The 19,493-nt window shown below is 64.6% G+C and carries 16 protein-coding genes; 10 read left to right on the top strand and 6 right to left on the bottom strand.

Translation table 11 applies throughout. The features are described 5' to 3' along the window. Positions 1–2: 2 nt before the first annotated feature. Positions 3–1,037 carry a TRAP transporter substrate-binding protein gene (locus AABB87_RS11245; protein WP_341971327.1) on the top strand — a complete coding sequence of 345 codons (1,035 nt, stop codon included), beginning with the start codon at positions 3–5 and terminating at the stop codon, positions 1,035–1,037. 24 nt (positions 1,038–1,061) lie between these two features. Then, complete coding sequence (locus tag AABB87_RS11240) at positions 1,062–2,927, top strand: TRAP transporter large permease (protein ID WP_341971326.1); 1,866 nt, start codon at positions 1,062–1,064, stop codon at positions 2,925–2,927. A gap of 110 nt (positions 2,928–3,037) precedes the next feature. On the opposite strand, the gene AABB87_RS11235 is transcribed toward AABB87_RS11240, so the two are convergent. Next, positions 3,038–3,463, bottom strand: a complete 426-nt coding sequence (locus AABB87_RS11235; RefSeq protein WP_341971325.1) for a hypothetical protein — start codon at positions 3,461–3,463, stop codon at positions 3,038–3,040. A gap of 275 nt (positions 3,464–3,738) precedes the next feature. On the opposite strand from AABB87_RS11235, the gene AABB87_RS11230 reads away from it, so the two are divergent. Next, positions 3,739–5,346: an ABC transporter substrate-binding protein gene (locus AABB87_RS11230; protein ID WP_341971324.1), complete on the top strand. Its 1,608-nt coding sequence runs from the start codon at positions 3,739–3,741 to the stop codon at positions 5,344–5,346. A gap of 189 nt (positions 5,347–5,535) precedes the next feature. After that, positions 5,536–5,796 carry a DUF1488 family protein gene (locus tag AABB87_RS11225; RefSeq protein ID WP_058720869.1) on the top strand — a complete coding sequence of 87 codons (261 nt, stop codon included), beginning with the start codon at positions 5,536–5,538 and terminating at the stop codon, positions 5,794–5,796. A 21-nt stretch (positions 5,797–5,817) separates the two neighbouring features. On the opposite strand, the gene AABB87_RS11220 is transcribed toward AABB87_RS11225, so the two are convergent. Beyond that, entirely contained in the window at positions 5,818–7,581 is a 1,764-nt protein-coding gene (locus AABB87_RS11220; RefSeq protein WP_341971323.1) for a hypothetical protein, read from the bottom strand. 13 nt (positions 7,582–7,594) lie between these two features. Next, complete coding sequence (locus AABB87_RS11215) at positions 7,595–8,179, bottom strand: nitroreductase family protein (protein WP_341971322.1); 585 nt, start codon at positions 8,177–8,179, stop codon at positions 7,595–7,597. A gap of 247 nt (positions 8,180–8,426) precedes the next feature. Here AABB87_RS11215 and AABB87_RS11210 point away from each other — a divergent pair, with 247 nt between their 5' ends. Next, entirely contained in the window at positions 8,427–9,452 is a 1,026-nt protein-coding gene (locus tag AABB87_RS11210) for a sulfate ABC transporter substrate-binding protein (protein WP_341971321.1), read from the top strand. Positions 9,453–9,598: 146 nt separating this feature from the next. On the opposite strand, the gene AABB87_RS11205 is transcribed toward AABB87_RS11210, so the two are convergent. Next, complete coding sequence (locus AABB87_RS11205) at positions 9,599–12,580, bottom strand: adenosylcobalamin-dependent ribonucleoside-diphosphate reductase (protein WP_341971320.1); 2,982 nt, start codon at positions 12,578–12,580, stop codon at positions 9,599–9,601. A 340-nt stretch (positions 12,581–12,920) separates the two neighbouring features. Between AABB87_RS11205 and AABB87_RS11200 the strand changes: the two genes are divergently transcribed. Further along, entirely contained in the window at positions 12,921–13,364 is a 444-nt protein-coding gene (locus AABB87_RS11200; protein ID WP_341971319.1) for a hypothetical protein, read from the top strand. Positions 13,365–13,505: 141 nt separating this feature from the next. Beyond that, complete coding sequence (locus AABB87_RS11195; protein WP_341971501.1) at positions 13,506–13,868, top strand: PilZ domain-containing protein; 363 nt, start codon at positions 13,506–13,508, stop codon at positions 13,866–13,868. Between the two features lie 9 nt (positions 13,869–13,877). Here the strand turns inward: AABB87_RS11195 and AABB87_RS11190 are convergent, their stop codons facing one another. Continuing rightward, complete coding sequence (locus tag AABB87_RS11190; RefSeq protein ID WP_341971318.1) at positions 13,878–14,726, bottom strand: alpha/beta fold hydrolase; 849 nt, start codon at positions 14,724–14,726, stop codon at positions 13,878–13,880. Positions 14,727–14,858: 132 nt separating this feature from the next. Between AABB87_RS11190 and AABB87_RS11185 the strand changes: the two genes are divergently transcribed. From AABB87_RS11185 to AABB87_RS11175, 3 genes are all read left to right on the top strand, one after another. Next, positions 14,859–17,003, top strand: coding sequence for a molybdopterin-dependent oxidoreductase (locus AABB87_RS11185; RefSeq protein ID WP_341971317.1), 2,145 nt, complete (start codon positions 14,859–14,861; stop codon positions 17,001–17,003). Positions 17,004–17,261: 258 nt separating this feature from the next. Continuing rightward, a complete protein-coding gene (locus tag AABB87_RS11180; RefSeq protein ID WP_058720877.1) occupies positions 17,262–17,468 on the top strand; it encodes a cold-shock protein in 207 nt (68 codons plus the stop codon). Between the two features lie 274 nt (positions 17,469–17,742). Then, on the top strand, positions 17,743–17,964 hold the full coding sequence (locus AABB87_RS11175; protein ID WP_058720878.1) for a hypothetical protein: 222 nt from the start codon (positions 17,743–17,745) through the stop codon (positions 17,962–17,964). Between the two features lie 113 nt (positions 17,965–18,077). On the opposite strand, the gene AABB87_RS11170 is transcribed toward AABB87_RS11175, so the two are convergent. Further along, complete coding sequence (locus AABB87_RS11170) at positions 18,078–19,493, bottom strand: efflux transporter outer membrane subunit (RefSeq protein WP_341971316.1); 1,416 nt, start codon at positions 19,491–19,493, stop codon at positions 18,078–18,080.

Genomic DNA, 19,493 nt, shown 5'->3' with positions numbered 1-19,493 from the left:
TGATGCCAACCCACTTTTGCCGCCGCCTGCTGCTTGCCACTTTGGCGCTGAGCCTGAGCTTGTGTGGCCCGCTGGCTAGCGCCCAAGCCAACAAGCAGTTGCGTATCGCCAGCCTGGTGCCCAAGAACTCGCTCTACCACCGCCAGCTGATCGAGATTGGCGAGGCTTGGCGCGCCGCGCAGGCGGCCGAAGGGGGCAGCGCGAAGTACCTGATCTTTCCCGATGGCAGCCAAGGCGGCGAAGCCGAGATTGCCCGGCGCATGCGCATCGGCCAGCTGCAGGGCGGGCTGCTGTCCGTCGTGGGCCTGCGCGAGATCGAGCCCAGCGTGGCGGCGCTGCAGAACCTGCCGCTGCTGTTCCGCAGCTGGGAGGAACTGGACTATGTGCGCGAGAAGATGCGCCCGGCCATGGAGAAGAAGTTTCTCGACAAAGGCTTTGTGGTGCTGGCCTGGGGTGATGCGGGCTGGGTGCGCTTCTTTTCCAAGACCGCTGCGACCCGGCCCGAAGACTTCAAGAAGATGAAGTTCTTCGCTTGGGGCGCCGAGGCTGAGCAGCAAGACATCATGAAAAGCCTGGGCTACACGCCCGTGCCGCTGGAGACGGCGGACATCCTGCCCGCCATCCAGACCGGCATGATCAATGTCGTCCCCGCCACGCCCTACTTCGCCCTGGCCAGCCAGGTCTACACCTCGGCGCCGAATATGCTGGACATCAACTGGGCGCCCATCGTCGGCGCCCTGGTGATCACCAAAAAGGCCTGGGACGAGATGAGCCCCGGCGTGCAGCGCCAGGTGCGCGCCAGCAGCGACAAGGTGGCCGTGCAAATGCGCGCCCAGGCTCGGCGCGAGGTGGACGAGGCGGTGGAGGCGATGCAAAAGCGCGGCCTCAAGGTCAACAAGCCCTCGGCCGCCGAACTCAAGGAATGGACAGAGCTGGCGGAGAAGCTCTACCCGCGCATCCGCGGCGCCATGGTGCCGGCCGACACCTTTGACGAGGTATTCACGCATGTGAAGGCCTTCCGTTCGGGCAAGCCTTAAAAAGAACAAGAAGAAGCCCCGCAAGTGCACATTCTGAAAACGCTGTTCTCCCGCTTCGACGAAGGCCTGGCCTCATTGGCCTTGGCCTTGATGTGCGTGATCCCGCTGGTGGAAATCCTGGCGCGGCCATTGCTGGGCAGCGGCATCGAAAACGCCTCGGTGCTGGTGCAGCATCTGGGCCTGGTGATGACGTTGTTCGGCGCCGTGGCGGCGGAGCGTTATGGTCACCTGACCACGCTGGCGGGTGGCGTGACGGCCTTTACTGACGCGACAGGCAGTCGCCGCGCCCAACTCGCCCGCAGCGCACGGCGTGTGTTTGCCGAAGGCAGCGCGGCTCTCGTCTGCGGCCTGCTGGGCTATGCCAGTTGGCGCTTTGTGGCGAGTGAGCGCGAGGTCGCCCATGCCCTGGCCTATGGCGTGCCGGGCTGGTGGATTCAGCTGGTGATGCCTTTGGGCTTCGGCCTCTTGGGTTTGAAACTGGGGGCGCGCTGCTTCGCTGACGGGCCCGCCAAAGTGCTGGCCGCCTTTGGCTTCCCGCTGCTGGGTTTTGTGCTGGGTCAGCATTTCGACGGCCAGGCCCTGCCGCTGCTGCCACTGGCGCTATGGATCATCGCCATGCTGGTATGCGGCGCCCCCATCTTTGCCGGCCTGGGCGGCTTGGCCCTGGCGCTGTTCTGGCAAGACGGCATGCCCCTGGCCACCGTGCCGCTGTCGCACTATCAAATCACGGTCAACCCCTCGCTGCCGGCCCTGCCGCTGTTCACGCTGGCCGGGCTGATATTTGCCCGCACCGGTGCGGCGCAGCGCCTGGGCAATTTGTTCTTAGCCATGTTCGGCGGCAGCACCAGCGGCACGGTGGTGGCCGCGGCCCTGCTGTGCTCCGTGTTCACCGCCTTCACCGGCGGTAGCGGCGTGACCATTCTGGCCCTGGGCGGCTTGCTGCTGCCCTTGCTGCGCGAGGCCGGCTACCCCGAGCGGCGCGGCATCAGCCTGGTCACCAGCGCCAGCGCCTTAGGTGTTCTGCTAGCGCCCTCGGTGCCGCTGATCATGTACGCCATCATGGCCCGCGTGCCCATCAACACCATGTTTCTGGCCGGTCTGGTGCCGGCGGTCGTGATGGTGGCTTGCTTGCTGGTGTTTGGCGGCTACCTGCGCCGGGGTGGCTTGGGCAAGCCTGTTGCGGCAAATGTGGCCAATGCGGCGAACGGGCTGGCGCCACGGCAAGTCGGCTCGATCCTCTCGGCCTTCTGGGCTGCGAAATGGGAAGTCTTGGCACCCGTGGTCGCCATCGGCGCGCTGGCCAGCGGCTTGGCCACGCCCACCGAAAGCGCGGCGCTGACTGCGCTCTACGCCATCCTCACCCAAGCGCTCGCGCACCGTGACCTGAGCCCCGCGCGCCTTGGTCAAGTCTTGTCGGACTGCGCGCAAATCATCGGCGGGGTGATGCTGATCCTGGGCATGGCGCTGGGCTTAAGCAACTATCTGGTCGATGCCGGCATACCAGATGCGGCAATTGAATGGGTGCAGGGCACGATTCCAAACAAGTTCGTCTTCCTCTTGGCCCTGTGCGCCTTCCTGTTCGTGGCCGGCGCCCTGATGGAAATCTATGCCGCCATCGTGGTGCTGGTGCCGCTGCTGCTGCCGGTGGCGATGAGCTATGGCATCGACCCGGTGCACTTCGGCATCATCTTTTTAGCGGCGATGGAGATGGGCTTTTTGTGCCCACCGGCCGGAATGAATGTCTACTTCGCCTCGGCCATGTTCGGCAAACCGATTCGCTATGTGGCGGTCTCGGTGCTGCCCGCCCTGCTGGCCATCTTCATTGGCACCGTGCTGATTTCCTGGCTGCCGGTGCTCGCGACGGGCTTGCCCAGCCTGCTGGGGCGCTAGTGGCGGCAGGCCTGCAGCGGCGCGGCCTGCGCGGCGGGTCTGCATCGCAAAGCGCCCCCCCATGACGCCCGCACCCAGCGGGCCGGCCAGCCCAAGGGCAAGCCTTGGGCTTACAAACGCTTCAAGCGCAGCGTCAGCGTGCCGGCGCTGGAGCCCTTATTGCTCCACATCCAGCAATGGTCCTGCGGCGCACTGACGGTCAACTCACCCTGAGCCCGCTGCACTTGCTTCTGCCGCTCGGGGTAGCTGACTTGCTTGCCCAGGTGGAAATGGATATTGAAGTCCAAGGCCTGGTCGGACTCAAACTGCCACGCGATGCGCTGCCCTTCAGCCACCGGCCCGCAGACCTCGGCGAATTTGCCGGCCGCCACTGGCAGCTTGGCTTCAAACACGCCCGCCTCACTCCACACCAGCGGCGTGATCTCGGCCCAGGCCAAACTCGGGCCCATGCCGAGCAAGAGGGCGACCGAGACGGCCAAGGCTGAACGGGCGGACTTAGCTGAAAAGGCGCGGAACTGTCGATTTGGCATATGCATGCGCGGCAAGCGAATATCAAAAGCTGGCAGTATGGCGCCTAGCCACACCGCCCAGCTTTCACAACCAACGCCACACCCGCAGCAGCCACAGGGGCACGTGCTTGATCGGCGCGGGAGTGTAGGTCTGGCGGTAGAGAGATTGCATGATTCAAAGGCCTTTGCTAGAGCTTGTATGCTGGGGCAGTGATGCAGTGAAGTACTGTATGAACGTACAGCATATCGACAGATCGCGGGCTTGCCAAGCCCTGGCGGTGAGAAGTTTGGAGAATTTTTTGATGCGATCTTTTGTGACGAATCAGGGCCGGGCCACACCCCTGCGGGCGCTAGGGGCACTGCTGCTGGCAGCAGCCGCCACGCTCCCCGCCCAGGCGCAAACCCTGCGCTGGGCCGCGGCCGGCGACCCGCTGACCCTGGACCCCTACGCACAAAATGAAACGCTGACCAATGTGGTGAATGCCCAGGTCTACGAGTTCCTGGTGGCGCGCGACAAGCAACTCAATCTGGTGCCGCTGCTGGCCACCGAGTGGAAGCAGACCGGCCCACTGAAATGGGTGTTCAAGCTGCGCCCCGGCGTCAAATTCCACGACGGCCGGCCCTTCTCGGCCGAGGACGTGGTGTTCTCGCTGCAGCGCGCCCAGCAGCCCAGCTCGCAAATCGCCATGTACGCCAACGCGCTGGGCGAAGCGCGCGCGCTTGACAAGCTGACGGTCGAGTTCACCCTGCGCCAGGTCAACCCCATCTTTTTGCAGCACCTCAACACGCTCTACATCATGAGCAAGGGCTGGGCCGAGGCCCACAAGGCGAGCAAGACGCAGGACTTCTCCGCCAAAGAAGAAAGTTATGCCGCCTTCAACGCCAACGGCACCGGCCCTTTCCAATTGGTCAGCCGCGCCCCCGACAGCAAGACCGTCTTCAAACGCAACCCCGCCTACTGGGGCAAGATCGAAGGCAATCTGCAGGAGGTGGTCTACACCCCGATCAAGAGCGACGCGACCCGCATCGCCGCCCTGGTGTCGGGTGAGGTGGACTTCGTGCTGGACCCGTCGCCGCGCGATCTTGAAAAACTCAACGCCACGCCCGGCGTGAAGGTCATCAACGGGCCCGAGAATCGCATCATCTTCATCGGCATGGATCAAGCCCGCGACACCTTGCTGGGCGGCAGCGGCAAGAACCCCTTCAAAGATGTGCGGGTCCGGCGTGCGCTCTATCAAGCCATCGACATCGAGGCGATCAAGACCAAGCTGATGAACGGCCAATCCGCCCCCACCGGCGCGGTGGTGCCCTCGCCGCTAGGCGCATTCAATGACCCGGCGATTGAAGCGCGACTGCCTTTTGATGTAGCGGCCGCCAAGAAATTGCTGGCCGAGGCCGGCTTCGCCAATGGCTTTGAGTTCACCCTGGACTGCCCCAATAACCGCTACGTCAACGACGAGCGCATCTGCATGGCGCTGGCCTCGCAATGGGCCAAGATTGGAGTCAAGGCCCGCGTCAATGCGCAGCCCAAGGCCATCATCTTCAACAAGCTGGAGCAGCTCGACACCAATGCCTATTTGTTCGGCTGGGGCGGATCCATCACCGACCCGGAAAGCATCTTCACCAGCCACTACCGCAACCGCGGCACCGCCGGTGTGGGCGAATACAACCGCGGCAATTTCAAGGACGATGAGCTGGATGCCATCGTCGCCGCCAGTTCCAAAGAGGCCGACCCGGCCAAGCGGGAAGTGCTGATTCGCCAAGCCTTCAAGCGCCAGGCCGAGCAAGTGCATTACATCCCGCTGCACCGCCAGTTCATCCCCTGGGCGGCACGCAGCCATGTCACGGTGGTGCACCGGCCAGACAACTGGCTGGAGTGGCGCTGGGTGAATGTGGCCGAGAAGAAATAGCCAGCCCCATCACCGGCCCGCACATCCGCGGCTAAAGCCCTGGGCAAGGCCGCGCCTTTAGCCCGGGCGGTACACAGGCCAGACCCGATGAATAGGCGCAGTCATGGCACGCGGGCATGGCCGGGCGCATACTGCGCCCATCCGCTGGCAGTTTCAGCGCCTTGTTTGCGCTTCACCGCCAGGCCCGCCATGTCACAACAAGCCCCCTTCTTCCATGCCGACTCCGGCACCGTGCGTTTCTGGACGCTGATCGGCGATGACTGGGTCGGCGCCAGCATCAGCAAAGAAACCCTGCACTACGTCTTCAATCGCGACAAAAGCGATGACCAGCCGCTGCCGACCTATCTGGCCCATGCGGCGGCGATCGAAGCGGCCGTGCGCCGCCGCATCGCCGGTGGCTCGTATCAGCCGGTGATCCTGCGCGAGCCAGATCTGCGCCTGCCGGCCTAGCGCCGCAGGGCGCCGCGCCCATCAGACCGGGTCGAGCAAGCCCTGCCAATACAAATCACAGGCCAGCAGCACCATGCGGGTCTGCGTGTCGTGCGCTAGCTGGAAGGCCTCACCGTAAACCGTCTCGTCCGGGTATTCGGTGATGAGGGTGAAGGGTGCGCTGTCAGTGCGGCTGTCCACCGCCACCATGCAGCCGATGCCATTGATGATGCGCATGGGCATCTCGCCCCAATGCGCCTCCCAAAGCCGGTACTGGCGGGCATTGAATTCCAGTAAGCGCTCATCCAGCGCCAGCCCGGCCGTCAGCGCCTGCAGATAAGGCCAGGGGTCCAAGCCGGCATGGTGACGCATGATCAGAAAGAAACCGCGCGGTATCGCCCAGCTGGCATAGCCCGGCGGCAGATAGCCCGACAAGGGCCGCGTCCACTCATGCGCCGGATAGCCGTGCAGGCTGAGGTGTAGGCGCGCGCCGCTGCGCTGCAGCGCCTCCAACCGGGCCGCCTTCTCGCCCAACTGGCCGGGTGCGGTGCGCCATTCCAGATCGTCACCCAGGGCGGTGAAGCGCGCGGCGTGATGCATATGGCGGGGCTGTTGCAGGCAGAGCTGCTGATGCAGCGCGGCGCCGTCCGGGTTCTCCAGCGCGACCAAGGCATAGGTCGCATCGGCGCGGTGCTGCAACTCCGCCACGGCCCGCAAGGCGCCAAGCACGCCAGAACATTCATTGGCATGTTGGCCGGCGGTGATCACCACCGCCGGCCGCATGCCCCGGCGATGCAGGCCCGACACGGCGCGGCCCTGGGTCGACAGGCAGCCAAAACGCTCGCCCGCCAGCGAGCCCATACAGGCCGCCACTAGCGCTGGGCTCAGCGGCGCGGCGCAGGTGGCCAGCGCGGCTAGGTCAAAGCCATCGGCTTGGGATTCGGCTTGAGATTCAGCCAACAGTGGATGTTCGAGTAAGCGCATGCGCACCCGGGTCTCGCGCACCTCGGCCGCCGCCGGCAAAACAATGGGCACGATTTGGCCCGGCCGCAAGCTGCGGTCGCCCGCGCCACGGCCAGCGCGTTGCTGGAAGAACTCCAGCAGGCCGAAGTAAAAGTCCTCGTGCAAGGCCTCGCGGGTGCTGATGACTTCATCGCCAAAAGGCAAAGCCGCTTCGATGCCGCCGATCTCCACCTCGATCATGAGGCGCTGGAAATAGGGCTCATTCCAGCCCCAGTCATGCGCGGCCACCGCGGCCAGCACGGCATCGAATACACCTTGGTAGTCATCGCCCACCAGCGGGCCATCGCGCAGCAAGGCCTCGCCCGCCCAGGCACGCAGCCAGGCGGTGGCCGAATGGTCGGCCCGCAGCGGCATGAACACAGTCAGCGGGGCTTGCTCGCCGCGTTGCAGTAGAACCGTGTCGGCGGCTTGTGGCTCGCTCAATTCGAACTGCAGCGCGCCTTCAGCCAGCAGGCCGGCCAGGGGATAAGCCTCCATGCGGTAGCGTTGCGCCAAGGCTTGCGGCAGCTGTACTCGCAAGACCTGACCCTCAGGCGTTCCGCCGTCCTGCCCGACAGCCTCCAAGCCAAAGTCCTCCAGCACTGCATGCAGCAAAGGCTTGTAAGCGCTGCGCAGCCGCGCCTCTATGCCCAGCTGCGCCAGCCGCAACTCGGCGGCGGCGCGGGTGGCACGGTCTTCGAAGACCCAGGCCTCCAGGCGGCTCGCGCCTTCGCGAACCGCCCAGGCCTCGATCACATCCAAGCTGCGCGGCAGGCGCAGATCCAGCAAGCACTGCTCAGGCATGGGCAGCAGGCGCTTAAAAGCTGAACCGGCCTTCGGCCACGATCTCGCTCAAGAGTTTGCGTGGGCTCGGTGCTTCGCGGGCTTGCAGCGCTTCGGCCAGCATGGCTTTGTCGCCCTGCTTGCCAATCGCGACCACGCAGTTGAGGTGGAAGCCGGCAGGCACGGCCAGACCCTGGCGCAGCACGGCCGCATCAAAGCCGCCCATGGCATGGCTGACCCAACCGGCATGGTGGGCTTGCAAAGCCAGGCTGGCCCAGGCCGCGCCGGTGTCGAAGGCGTGGGTCCCGAAAGCCAATGGCTCGGTCGTGCCATGTGGCAGCCAGGTCTCAGCCGAGATCACCGCGACCAGGGCCGAGGCGTTCTTGGCCCAGCCTTTGTTGAAGTCCACCAGGCTGGCAAAGATGGCCTCAAAACCCGGCGTGCCCTTCAGCCCATAAACAAAACGCCAGGGCTGCACATTGCTGGCCGAGGGCGCCCAACGCGCGGCTTCGAAAAAGCTCAGCAGCGTCGGCAACTCAATCGCCTCACCGGTCAGCGCACGCGGGCTCCAGCGCTCAGTGAATTGGGGGTGAATGGGGAATTCGGTTTCGCGGCTCATGTCGACATCCTCTTGCGGCGCGCCGGAATCGGCGCTGCCTGCATTGTGACAAGACCTGATGAGTTCGAGCCATGCCCAAGCCTTTGACGGCGGTCGACGACCGAGCGGACGAGTACAGCCCTGAGTTTTTGCAAAGCTTTGCTGAACTTCTTGGTTCACGTCAGCGGCTGCATTTCCTACATTGAGCAGGCATCTTGATGGCTGATTTTCAGCAAGCCCCGCATCCACTCACGCAAAACACCTTGCCATGACAACTTTCTCGCGCCGCCGCCTTGCCACCCTCGCAGCCACCGGTCTGCTGGCATGCGCTGGCTTGACCCAAGCCCAGGCTCAAACACAGCTGCTGAATGTTTCCTACGATCCGACGCGGGAGTTCTATCAAGAATTCAACGCCTCCTTCGCCAAGCAATGGCAGGCCAAGACGGGCGAGGCGCTGTCCATCAAGCAGTCGCACGGCGGCTCGGGCAAACAAGCGCGTTCGGTGATCGACGGCCTGCAGGCCGATGTCGTGACCCTGGCCCTGGCCTATGACATCGACGCCTTGCATGATCAAGCCAAGCTGATCCCGGCCGACTGGCAAAAACGCCTGCCCCATAACGCCAGCCCCTACACCTCCACCATCGTCTTCCTGGTGCGCAAGGGCAACCCGAAGAAGATCAACAACTGGCCCGACCTGGCGCGCTCGGGCATTGACATCATCACGCCCAACCCCAAGACCTCGGGCGGCGCACGCTGGAACTATCTGGCCGCCTGGGGCTATGCCCTGAAGCAGCCGGGTGGCAATGCTGACTCGGCCCGCGCCTTTGTCAAACGCATCTATGCCAATGCCAAGGTGCTGGACTCCGGCGCCCGCGGCTCCACCACCACTTTTGTGGAACGCGGCATCGGCGATGTGCTGATCGCCTGGGAGAACGAGGCCTATCTGGCCGTGAAGGAACTGGGCCCGAGCAAGTTCGAGATCGTCACGCCCGAGTTGAGCATCCTGGCTGAGCCGCCGGTGGCCGTTGTCGACAAAGTGGTGGACAAACGCGGCACCCGCAAGCAGGCCGAGGCCTATCTGAACTTTCTCTACACCCACGAGGCTCAGGAGATCGCTGCCAAGAACTACTACCGGCCGCGTGACGCTCGCGTGGCGGCCAAATACGCCAAGCAGTTCGCCCCGGTGAAGCTGTTCACCATCGACGAGTTGTTCGGCGGCTGGCGCACCGCGCAGAAGACCCACTTCGACGATGGCGGCCAGTTTGACCAGATCTACACGCCGGGTGGGCGCTGAGGGCGCACTGCCGCCACGAATTCCGAGACAAGCCTGCGAGGCGCCTAAAGCGTGTCAGCTGTATCGGGGTTTGATGGCTTGAGCCAACTGCCCATCGTCAAAGCGCGCGGGCCAAACTCCGCCCGCCAAGCCTCCACGCCCAAGTCCTAGCCGCACTGCCCCACATAGCCACAGGCGGTGCAGAAATCGCAACCGTCCTTGTGGATCATGGTGGCATTGCCGCATTCCGGGCAGGGCTTGCCGGCCATGGCGGGCACGGTGTTGCCGCTGACCGCCTTGGCCTGAGGCGCCTGCAGCAAGCCCATTTCAACTTGCGGCATGCCCTGCTCGTCCAGCACGCCCAACATGGCGTAGCGGTGGATGATCAGGCGCGCCACATAGGCTACGGTGGAAGGCCAGATCTGCTGGCGGCGCTCACCCGAGAGCGTGGGCACCGGGGCCATGAAATGGCCCAGCGGCTCGCCCACGTTGAGCAGCTTGCGCAGCTTCATGCCGATCCAGGCCGGGTCCATCACCCGCATGTCCAGGCTCAGTAGGCGGGCCATGCCGTCCAGCGCCTTCGGGTAATTGCCCGAGAAGCCCATGGCGCAAGGCCGCGTCACCACACCGCCATCGGGCGTGGGCAGGCTGACCTCTTTCAGGGTCAAGGTGAATTGCTCGTTAGTCGCCGGGTTGTCGACGTCCACCGCCCAGGCCAGGGTGCCCATGGTGCTGGTGCGCGGCTCTTCGCGGCTGAACATGGCGTCCAGCACCGGGGTGGCGCCGCCTTCTGCCAGGGCACCGAGCTGCTCGCAGCGCCAGCGGATGACGGCGGCCGTGGCCGCCACCACGCCGGGGAAGAGGCGCGGCTCGCCGCCTGGGGGCATGGGCATTTCAAACGCACGCTCTTCGGCCACGGTGGCCAGGGCATCAAGCTTGAGGCGCAGCCAAGCGGCGTCATTGGTGCGGAGATCCATCGACAAGGTCTTGGCCACAGCGGCCAGCCCGCGCGGCTGCTCGGCGCCATTGACCCAGACTTCGAAAGGCAGGTTCTTGCCAAACAGGCCGGCGTCGGGGCCGACTGCGGGCAGCTCGCCCACGAAGAGCGCGAAGTCGCCATGCGGGTGGCGGATCATGTAACTCCAGGCCGGGTTACCGCCGGGCAGCTCGGGCCGGCTGGGCCAGCGCAGCGAGGCCAGCACGGCATTGGGCAGGCGCGTGACCAGCATGCGCTGGTTGCTGCCGTCGGCGCTGCTCACCGGTTTGAGGGGCTCGGGCTCAGTCACCGCCGGAGCCGCGTCCACACTCAGCACCGAGCCGAGCACGCTATTGGGCCGGTAAGTGGCCAGGCCCTTGAGCCCCGCCTTCCAGGCCTGGTGGTAGAGATTCTGGAACTCGGTGTAAGGGTAGTCCACCGGCACATTGACGGTTTTGGAAATGGCCGTGTCGATGTACGGCGCCACGGCCGCCACCATCAGCGCATGATCCGAGGCGCTGAGTTCCAGCGCCGTGACGAAGGCGGAAGTCAGCGGTGCGCCGGTGCCGAACATATGGCGATACAAGCGCCACGCATGGTCTTCCACCGCGTATTCTTTGTAGCCGCCATCGGGCATGCGCTTCTTGCGGGTATAGCTCCAGCTGAAGGCCGGCTCGATGCCGTTGGAGGCGTTGTCGGCAAAGGCCAGGCTGATGGTGCCGGTGGGCGCAATCGACAGCAGGTGTGAGTTACGCAAGCCCTGGGCGCGGATCTTGTCCTTCAGGCCTTGCGGCAGGCGCGAGGCGAAGTTGCCGCCCGACAGGTACAGATCGGCATTGAAGAGCGGGAAAGCGCCGCGCTCCACGGCCAGATCGGCCGAAGCGCTGTAGGCCGCATCGCGCATCACCTCGCTGATGCGGCGGGCGGCGTCACGCGCGGCTTCGCTGTCGTAGCGCAGACCCAGCATCACCAGGGCGTCACCCAGGCCGGTAAAGCCCAGGCCGACGCGGCGCTTGTTGCGCGCTTCCTGCTGCTGGGCGGGCAAGGGCCAGGGGGTGACGTCCAACACGTTATCCAGCATGCGGGTGGCCGTGCGGCAGACGTCGGCAAAGCCAGCTTCGTCGAACTCAGCGGTCGCAGCAAAGGGATCGCGCACGAAACTCGTCAGATTGACCGAGCCCAGGCAGCAGCAGCCATAGGCCGGCAAAGGCTGCTCGGCGCAGGGGTTGGTGGCGGAGATGGACTCGCAGTAGTGCAGGTTGTTGTCGAGGTTTATGCGATCCAGGAACAGCACGCCGGGCTCGGCATGGTCGTAGGTGGAGCGCATCACCTGGTCCCACAGCTCGCGCGCTTTGAGCTTGCGGTAAACCCACAGCCCGTCGGCGCGCTGATAGGCACCGGCAGCGCGCTGCTTGGGGCCGGGCTCGGCCTTGTGGGTCAGCTCGAATTCGGCGTCAGCGTCCACGGCTTGCATGAACACATCGGTCACGCCGACCGAGATATTGAAGTTCTTCAGATCGCCCTGGTCCTTGGCGTGGATGAACTCCTCCACATCCGGGTGGTCGCAACGCAGCACGCCCATTTGGGCGCCACGCCGGCTGCCGGCGCTTTCCACCGTTTCGCAGGAACGGTCAAACACCCGCATATAGCTGACCGGGCCGGAGGCATTGCTCTGGGTTGAACCCACCCAGGCGCCGCGCGGGCGGATGCGCGAAAAGTCATACCCCACCCCCCCCCCGCGCCGCATGGTTTCAGCGGCTTCGGTCAAGGCGGTGTAGATGCCTGGGTGGCCATCCTCGACGGAGGCAATGGAGTCGCCCACCGGCTGAACAAAGCAATTGATCAAGGTCGCACTGAGTTCGGTGCCTGCGGCGGAATTGATGCGCCCGGCCGGCACAAAGCCGCGACGCTGGGCGTCCAGAAACTTGAGTTCCCACTCGGCCCGCGCCTCGGGCGCCTCGGCCTCGGCCAAGGCGCGCGCCACCCGCTGGCGCAATTGATCCAGGGTCTGCTCATCGCCCTTGGCGTATTTTTCCAGCAAGACCTCGGCACTGATCTCTTGCGCGGACAAGGCTGCAGCCGGCGCAATGGCCGTCAGGGGGGCCTTCGCGGCCAGGGCTGGCGCCAGGGCCTCGTCATCAAAACTCTGTTGGGTGGGGATAGGCGGGGTCATGCTGAGGATCTTTCAATTGGGGCGAGGCAAGGTCACCATGATGGACCCATCTTAGCGATCGGAACTTGACCCCGCGCAGGGCTTGTCCCGCTTGCGCCCGCGAAAAAACCGCTTCTCAGGCCCGCAGCAATTCGGCTTGTTAGCGCCTACTTTCCCGCCAACTTCCGCGCTTTCAATGTCACAAGGCGGGACTAAGATGGTGGGCCGCCTGCCGCACAGAGGCGGGTAAATTTTTCTTGATCTGGACGTATGAAGCCCAGGCCGGACAGGCGAGCAAAAGATGCGCTCGCACCGGCCATAGGGACAGATAGCAACGGGCGCAGTTGAGCCGACTCTTGAGATGAATCACAGCAGCAAAAAACTTAGCCCCAACCAGGATGACCTGCCCAAATTGGCCGTCGCGCTGGAATATGCCGACCTGAGTGCCGCGCTTTACCTGGCCGGTGGCAGCGACCACGCCGCCCGCTTGCTGGCAGCCGCCGCCGAAGAAGTCTTGGGCGAATTGGCCAAGCTCCTGGGCGGCCACGCCCGCAATAACGACGCCGTACAGACCTTGCTGGCCCGCATCGCCTTGCGCTACCAGGCCCCTTTGATCGACACCCGCAGCCAGGCCGCCAATCGCCAGCTTCAGTCTACGGGGCCTAACGGCGAGCGCGACGAGGTGCGCGCCGCCACCGCCACCTATCTGCGCGCCGCCTGGTACATCCTGGAGTCCATGGGCCTGGAAGCGGTGATTCCGCAGCGCCTGCAAAAAGCGGTGGACCAGAGCACGATTTGTCGTTGATTCGACTCTGATTGGCCGCCGACGGGCCTGCAGCACTAGCCGCCGGGCGTCGCGCCCCAAATGCCCGCGAATTTGCTAGCAATTCAGTGCGCAGGCCGGGGCTCGGTCTGCTAGCATCATTTCAGCTTTTGGGAGCTTGCCATCAATACCGAACGCCGCCATTTCACCCGCGTCGCCTTCGACGTCGAGGCCGAGTTGATCACCACTCATGAGCAGATTCAGGCGCATGTGCTTGACCTCTCACTGAAGGGTGCGCTGCTCAAGCTCCCGCACGCCAAGTTCGTGACCCTGGGTCAGCCTTGCCTGCTCAAAATCACCCTGGCCGACAAGACCACCACCATCGCGATGGCCGGTGAGCTGGCCCATGTCGAAGGCGAGTCCGCCGGCCTGCTGTGCCGCAGCATCGATATCGAGAGCATCACCCACCTGCGCCGCCTGATCGAAATGAATCTGGGCGACGCCAGCTTGGTGGAGCGCGAACTGATCGCGCTGATTGGTCACTGAACCAGGCCGTCAAGCCAGGATGAATTTCCTCAGCACCGCAAACGCGGCGAGCGGGTCATCGCGCCAGGCGCCGTGCCCCACGCCCGGGAAGGTCACCAGCTGAGAGAACTCAGCGGGCAAAGCGGCAGCAATCTCACGCGCATCCACGGCCGGGCAGACCGGATCTTCCTCACCCGCCATCACCAGCACCGGGCATTGCGCGCCAGCGAGTCCAGGCAGCAAATTGAGATGCTGCTTTTCGCCGGCGACAAAGTGCAGCAGGATGTCTTCGCGCACCAGCGTTCGCTGCGCCGACAGCGGATCGGCCGGTGCGGTCGTGTTGTAGAGGTGGCGGCAGCCGGCCCAGTAAGCGGCCCAGGTGGCCGGGTCGGGGCGAGTCCAAAAAGCTTCCGCCAAGGCGCGGGCTTGCGGGCCGCCGCGCTTCTCAAATCCATCGAGCTTGCGCCCTAGGCCCATATGGTGCGAGGTGCTGGACAAAATCACCTTGGCCGCATGGCCGGGATGGCGCGCAATGTAGTGCTGCGCCACAAAACCGCCGAATGACTGGCCCAGCACGATGGGTTTTTCGATGCCCAGGGCGTCGCACAGGCGCACCACATCGTCGGCCCAGGTGTCCAGCGTCCACTCACTCGGCGGCCGCTCATCGCTGCGGCCATGTCCGCGATGGTCGTAGTAAATGATTTGCGCAATATCCGCCAGCTGCGAAAAGCCTGGTTTGAAGGCGGCGTGGTCGAAGCCCGGCCCGCCGTGCATGCAGATCAGTGTGGGCTTTTCGCGCATTTGCGCGCCATCGGGCACCAGGCCCGGCCCTTGCACATCCACGAATAGGCGCACACCCTGACCGATATCGATTCGCATACCCACTCCAGTGTCCAAAACCGGCAGTATGCCGCTGTCGCCTTGTTGACCCCGCGCCGTGGCCGGACGGCCCACAATCCGCCCCGAACCGTCATCCGCCGACCACTCTTTCTCAGCCATTTGGAGCCCGCCATGTCCGAGCAAGCTCACTACCGCATCTGCCCGCTGTGCGAGGCCTGCTGCGGGCTCGAAATCCGCAGCGACGGACAGCAAGTCATCAGCATCCGCGGCGCCGAGCAGGACGTGCTGAGTGCCGGCTTCCTCTGCCCCAAGGGTGTCAGCCTGAAAGACTTGCACGAAGACCCCGACCGCCTGCGCCAGCCACTGATCAAGCGCAACGGCCAATTCGAGCCTGCCACGTGGGACGAAGCCTTGGCCGAAGTCGAGCGCCGCCTGCTGCCGATTCTGCAAGCGCAGGGCCCCGACGCAGTCGCCGCCAGCATTGGCAACCCCGCCGTGCACAAGATCGGCCTGCTGGCCTACTTCCCGCGCCTGGCGCGCGCCCTGGGCAGCCGCAATATCTTCTCCGCCTCCACGCTGGACCAGATGCCCAAGCAGCTCAGCGCCGGCCTGATGTTCGGCCACTGGATGAGCGTCCCGGTGCCGGACCTGCCGCGCAGTGATTTGCTGCTGATCCTCGGCGCCAACCCCATGGTCAGCAACGGCAGCTTGTGGACCGTGCCGGACTACCGCGGCAAGGCCAAGGCCATGCGCGCTCGCGGCGGCCGCATCGTCGTGATCGACCCGCGCCGCAGCGAAACCGCTCATGCCGCCGACGAGTACCTGCCCATCCTGCCGGGCGGCGATGTGTTTTTGCTGCTGGGCCTGGTGCACACCTTGTTCGACGAGGGCTTGGTGAAGCTGCGCCATCTGGCCGAGCATGTGGCCGGGCTTGACGAGCTGGGCGCGGCCGTCAGCCCCTACCCGCCCGAGCGCATGGCCGCCGGCTGCGGCATCGCTGCCGCCACCCAGCGCCGCCTGGCACGCGAATTGGCGGCCGCACCACGGGCCGTGCTGTATGGCCGCATCGGCACCTGCACCCAGCGCTTTGGCACGCTCAATAGCTGGTTGATTGACGTCGTCAACATCCTGATCGGCCAGCTTGACTCAGAGGGCGGCGCCATGTTCCCCAAGGCCGCCGCCTTCGCCGCCAACACCCAGGGCAAGCCCGGCAGCGGCCGCGGCATCACCACCGGGCGCCGCCACAGCCGCGTCAGCCAGGCGCCCGAGGTCTATGGCGAGCTGCCGATGAATTGCCTGGCCGAAGAAATCGAAACACCCGGCCCGGGCCAGGTGCGCGCCCTGATCAGCGTGGCCTGCAATCCGGTGCTGTCGGCCCCCGACGGCCCACGCCTGTCCCGCGCGCTGGACAGCCTGGACTTCATGCTCAGTCTCGACATCTATCTGAACGAGACCACCCGCCACGCGGACGTGATCTTGCCGGGCTTGTCACCGCTGGAGGATCTGCATTTCGACATGGCCTTCCCGCAGCTGTCTTGGCGCAACCATGCGCGCTTCTCTGCGCCGGTGTTTGCCAAGCCCGCCGGGCAGCCGGCCGAATGGCAGATCCTGCTCAGGCTCGCGGCCATGGTCGAGGGCAAGGATTGGCGGCAGGACATTGATGCACTCGAAGATGCCGCCTTCCCGCCCGACCCCGCCGCCCCCGAGCTGCGCGGGCCCGAGCGCCTGATCGACCAAGGCTTGCGCCATGGCCCCTATCGCCTCAGCCTTGCCGAAGTCCGCGCCACGCCGGGCGGCATTGACCTGGGGGAATTGCAGCCCCGCATTCCCGAACTGCTGCGCACGCCCTCGGGCAAGATCGAACTGGCGCCGCCCAGCTTGCTTTCCGCCCTGCCCGAGGTCGAAGCCGCCCTCGCCCAGCCAACGGAGGGCATGCGCCTGATCGGCCGGCGCGATATGCGCTCAGGCAACAGTTGGATGCACAACCTGCCGGTGCTGGCCAAGGGGCCGATACGCTGCACCCTGCTGGTCAACCCGGCCGACGCGCAGCGCTTAGGGCTGCAAGAAGGTGGAATGGCCACCGTGAGCAATGCCAGCGCCAGCCTGCAAGCCCAGGTCAGCCTGAGCGCGGACATGATGGCCGGCGTGGTCAGCCTGCCGCATGGCTGGGGCCATGACTTACCCGGCATGCAGCTCAATCTGGCCGGCGAGCGACCGGGAATCAATATGAACGCACTGATCGGCGAGGGCCTGCGCGACATGCTGTCGGGCAATGCAGTGTTGTCGGGCATTGCCGTCAATGTGCAGGCCGCTTGATTTCAGCACGCACCATCTTGACCCATCGCAAAGAATCATTTAGGAAAATCAGCGCCGCTGTGTTAGACTTCAAGGCATAGATACGCACAAGACCGTTTCTTCAAGGTCTTCAATCTGCAGCCACCGCAGTACGTTCGCGACCCGGCTCGCTTCAGTTTCAACTCCCCGTTTGACTGTTCTTGAGTGTTTCTGTCCTTGCAGGCTGTGTAGCCGCGAGGTGGTTTTTATTTAGTTTCAAAAGGAACAATCATGACGACAATGCAAACTGGTACCGTGAAGTGGTTCGACGACGGCAAGGGCTTCGGCTTCATCACACCTGAAGACGGCTCCAAGGATCTGTTCGCCCACCACAGCGAAATCCGCAACAACGGCGGCTTCCGCACGCTGGCTGAGAACCAAAAGGTTGAATTCGAAGTCAAGCAAGGCCCTAAGGGTCTGCAAGCTTCGAACATCCGCGCTCTGTAATTAGCGCCGGGCAGCGCTTGTCGCTGCCCACACTCGACGCGTGAGCGTCGAGCTTAAAAAGGCACCCTCCGGGGTGCTTTGTTTTACTTCATTGATTTGCCCAGACCACAAAGAACAAAGGCAAGCAGTGAAGCTTTGAAAGTACTGGCCTCCCAAGCCATGTCCTGTCCGTTCGAGGCCTCGAAGACTCACGGACCGTTGCACCCGCCATGCTGCAACTTCCCTTCGCCATACCGCATCTGAAGATTGCTTCGGGTGCACACCTCTATGAAAAATGCATAAGAAAACAAGCATTGAGGTGGGCAAATATCTTGTCTCACCCATTATCAAAACCCAAGACGACGGCAGCTTCGCAGCAGCGGTCTCCATTCGTTCCGGCTCCGGCATGGCCAGCCATGACCGTGTGATGCGCTTCACGCGCCGCTTCCTGAGCCAGCGCGCTGCAGTGCGCTACGCCACGGCCGAAGGCCTGGCATGGATCAAAGCCGTGCACTGATCGCGGCCTGAGCCGCCACCACCCTCTCACTGCGGTGGCGAACAACAAAAAGGGCTCCCGAGGGAGCCCTTTGCCGTTTCATGGCAGGCCGAGATCTCGGCCTGCCTCAGGCATCAGCTCTTATCGGCTGCCGGCGTCGCAACGCCGCCGCCCAAGGCCTTGTAGAGGTTGACGCCGTTGAGCAGAGTGGCCAAACGCACCTGCACCAAAGCCTGCTCGGAGGCGAAGCTGGCGCGCTGCGCATCCAACCATTCCAGGCTGTTGGACGCCCCATTGGCATAGCGCAGATTCACCAGACGCAGGCGCTCGGCCTCGGCCTTGGCTTGCGCGCTTTGCGCTTGCAATTGCTCGCCATAGGTAGCGCGGCCGGCCAGACCGTCGGCCACTTCACGGAAGGCGGTTTGCACCGCTTTCTCATACTGCGCCACGGCAATGCCCTGCGCCGCCTTGGCCGAATCCAGATTGGCCTGGTTGCGGCCGGCGTCGAAGATGGGCATCAAGGCCTGGCCGGTGATGGTCCAAACCGAGTTCTTGAACAACTCCGACAAGGCTGAGCTGGCAGTGCCGTAGTTGGTCGTTAGCAAGATGCTCGGGAAGAAGGCCGCACGGGCCGCGCCGATATTGGCATTCGCCGCCATCAGCTGCGCCTCGGCCTGGCGCACATCGGGCCGCGCCACCAAGACCTCGGACGGCAAGCCCGCCGGCACATCCGCCAGAGACTGCGCCGCCAGGCTCAACCCGGCCGGCAGATTCGCAGGCAGGGGCTGACCCAGCAGCAAAGCCAGTGCATTTTCATCTTGCGCCAGATTGCGCTTGGCCTGAGCCAAGCTCGCCAAAGCGGAGGAATGTGCCGACTGCTCGCTGCTGTATTCAAGCGCCGAGGCTGCGCCACCATCGAACTTCAAGCGCATCAGGCGCAGGGATTCGCCGCGCGTGGCCACGGTCTCTTGCGAGAGCTTGAGCAATTCACCGTCGGCCACCCAGGCCAGATAGGCCGAAGCAACGCCAGCGACCAGCGAGATCTGCGCGGCGCGGCTGCCCTCGGCCGTGGCCAAGTAGCGCGCTGCGGCCGCATCGCTGAGGTTCTTGACGCGGCCCCACAGGTCCAGCTCATAGGCCGTGATCTGCAAACCGGCCTGATAGCTATTGACGTTATTGCCCTTGCTGTCAGGGGCGCGCGAGCCCTGCACGCCGACGCCCACTGTGGGCCAGCGATTCGAGTCGGCCACGCCCGCCAAGGCACGCGCTTGCTCCACATTGAGCAGGGCCACGCGCAGATCGCGGTTGTTCTCCAGCGCCAGCTTGATCAACTCACGCAGGCGGGCATCGCTGCCGTAGAAGTTCTGCCAAGGCAGCTCGGCGGCGGCCGGGCCGCTTCCCTTGACGGTCGCGGGTGTGGCCGACCAAGCTTGTGCCACCGGCGCGGCCGGCCGCTCGTTCTTGGGCGCCAGCGAACCGCAGGCACTCAAGGCCAGGGCGGCGGCCGCAACCGCGACGATGTTCAGAGGTGATGAATTCAATCGGCTCAT

The organism is Roseateles sp. PN1 (genome assembly GCF_038419725.1).
Taxonomy (GTDB): domain Bacteria; phylum Pseudomonadota; class Gammaproteobacteria; order Burkholderiales; family Burkholderiaceae_C; genus Paucibacter_A.
The sequence above is the reverse complement of the archived record's forward strand: the minus strand, read 5'-3'. Positions and strand labels throughout refer to the sequence as shown.

What these genes read in the sequence shown, in the direction of transcription:
- AABB87_RS11205 (WP_341971320.1), bottom strand. Translation starts at nt 12,580, where the DNA reads ATGACCCCGCCTATCCCCACCCAACAGAGTTTTGATGACGAGGCCCTG.
- AABB87_RS11230 (WP_341971324.1), top strand. Translation starts at nt 3,739, where the DNA reads ATGCGATCTTTTGTGACGAATCAGGGCCGGGCCACACCCCTGCGGGCG.
- AABB87_RS11225 (WP_058720869.1), top strand. Translation starts at nt 5,536, where the DNA reads ATGTCACAACAAGCCCCCTTCTTCCATGCCGACTCCGGCACCGTGCGT.
- AABB87_RS11175 (WP_058720878.1), top strand. Translation starts at nt 17,743, where the DNA reads ATGCATAAGAAAACAAGCATTGAGGTGGGCAAATATCTTGTCTCACCC.
- AABB87_RS11235 (WP_341971325.1), bottom strand. Translation starts at nt 3,463, where the DNA reads ATGCATATGCCAAATCGACAGTTCCGCGCCTTTTCAGCTAAGTCCGCC.
- AABB87_RS11200 (WP_341971319.1), top strand. Translation starts at nt 12,921, where the DNA reads ATGAATCACAGCAGCAAAAAACTTAGCCCCAACCAGGATGACCTGCCC.
- AABB87_RS11185 (WP_341971317.1), top strand. Translation starts at nt 14,859, where the DNA reads ATGTCCGAGCAAGCTCACTACCGCATCTGCCCGCTGTGCGAGGCCTGC.
- AABB87_RS11245 (WP_341971327.1), top strand. Translation starts at nt 3, where the DNA reads ATGCCAACCCACTTTTGCCGCCGCCTGCTGCTTGCCACTTTGGCGCTG.
- AABB87_RS11190 (WP_341971318.1), bottom strand. Translation starts at nt 14,726, where the DNA reads ATGCGAATCGATATCGGTCAGGGTGTGCGCCTATTCGTGGATGTGCAA.
- AABB87_RS11210 (WP_341971321.1), top strand. Translation starts at nt 8,427, where the DNA reads ATGACAACTTTCTCGCGCCGCCGCCTTGCCACCCTCGCAGCCACCGGT.
- AABB87_RS11220 (WP_341971323.1), bottom strand. Translation starts at nt 7,581, where the DNA reads ATGCCTGAGCAGTGCTTGCTGGATCTGCGCCTGCCGCGCAGCTTGGAT.
- AABB87_RS11215 (WP_341971322.1), bottom strand. Translation starts at nt 8,179, where the DNA reads ATGAGCCGCGAAACCGAATTCCCCATTCACCCCCAATTCACTGAGCGC.
- AABB87_RS11170 (WP_341971316.1), bottom strand. Translation starts at nt 19,493, where the DNA reads ATGAGCCGATTGAATTCATCACCTCTGAACATCGTCGCGGTTGCGGCC.
- AABB87_RS11180 (WP_058720877.1), top strand. Translation starts at nt 17,262, where the DNA reads ATGCAAACTGGTACCGTGAAGTGGTTCGACGACGGCAAGGGCTTCGGC.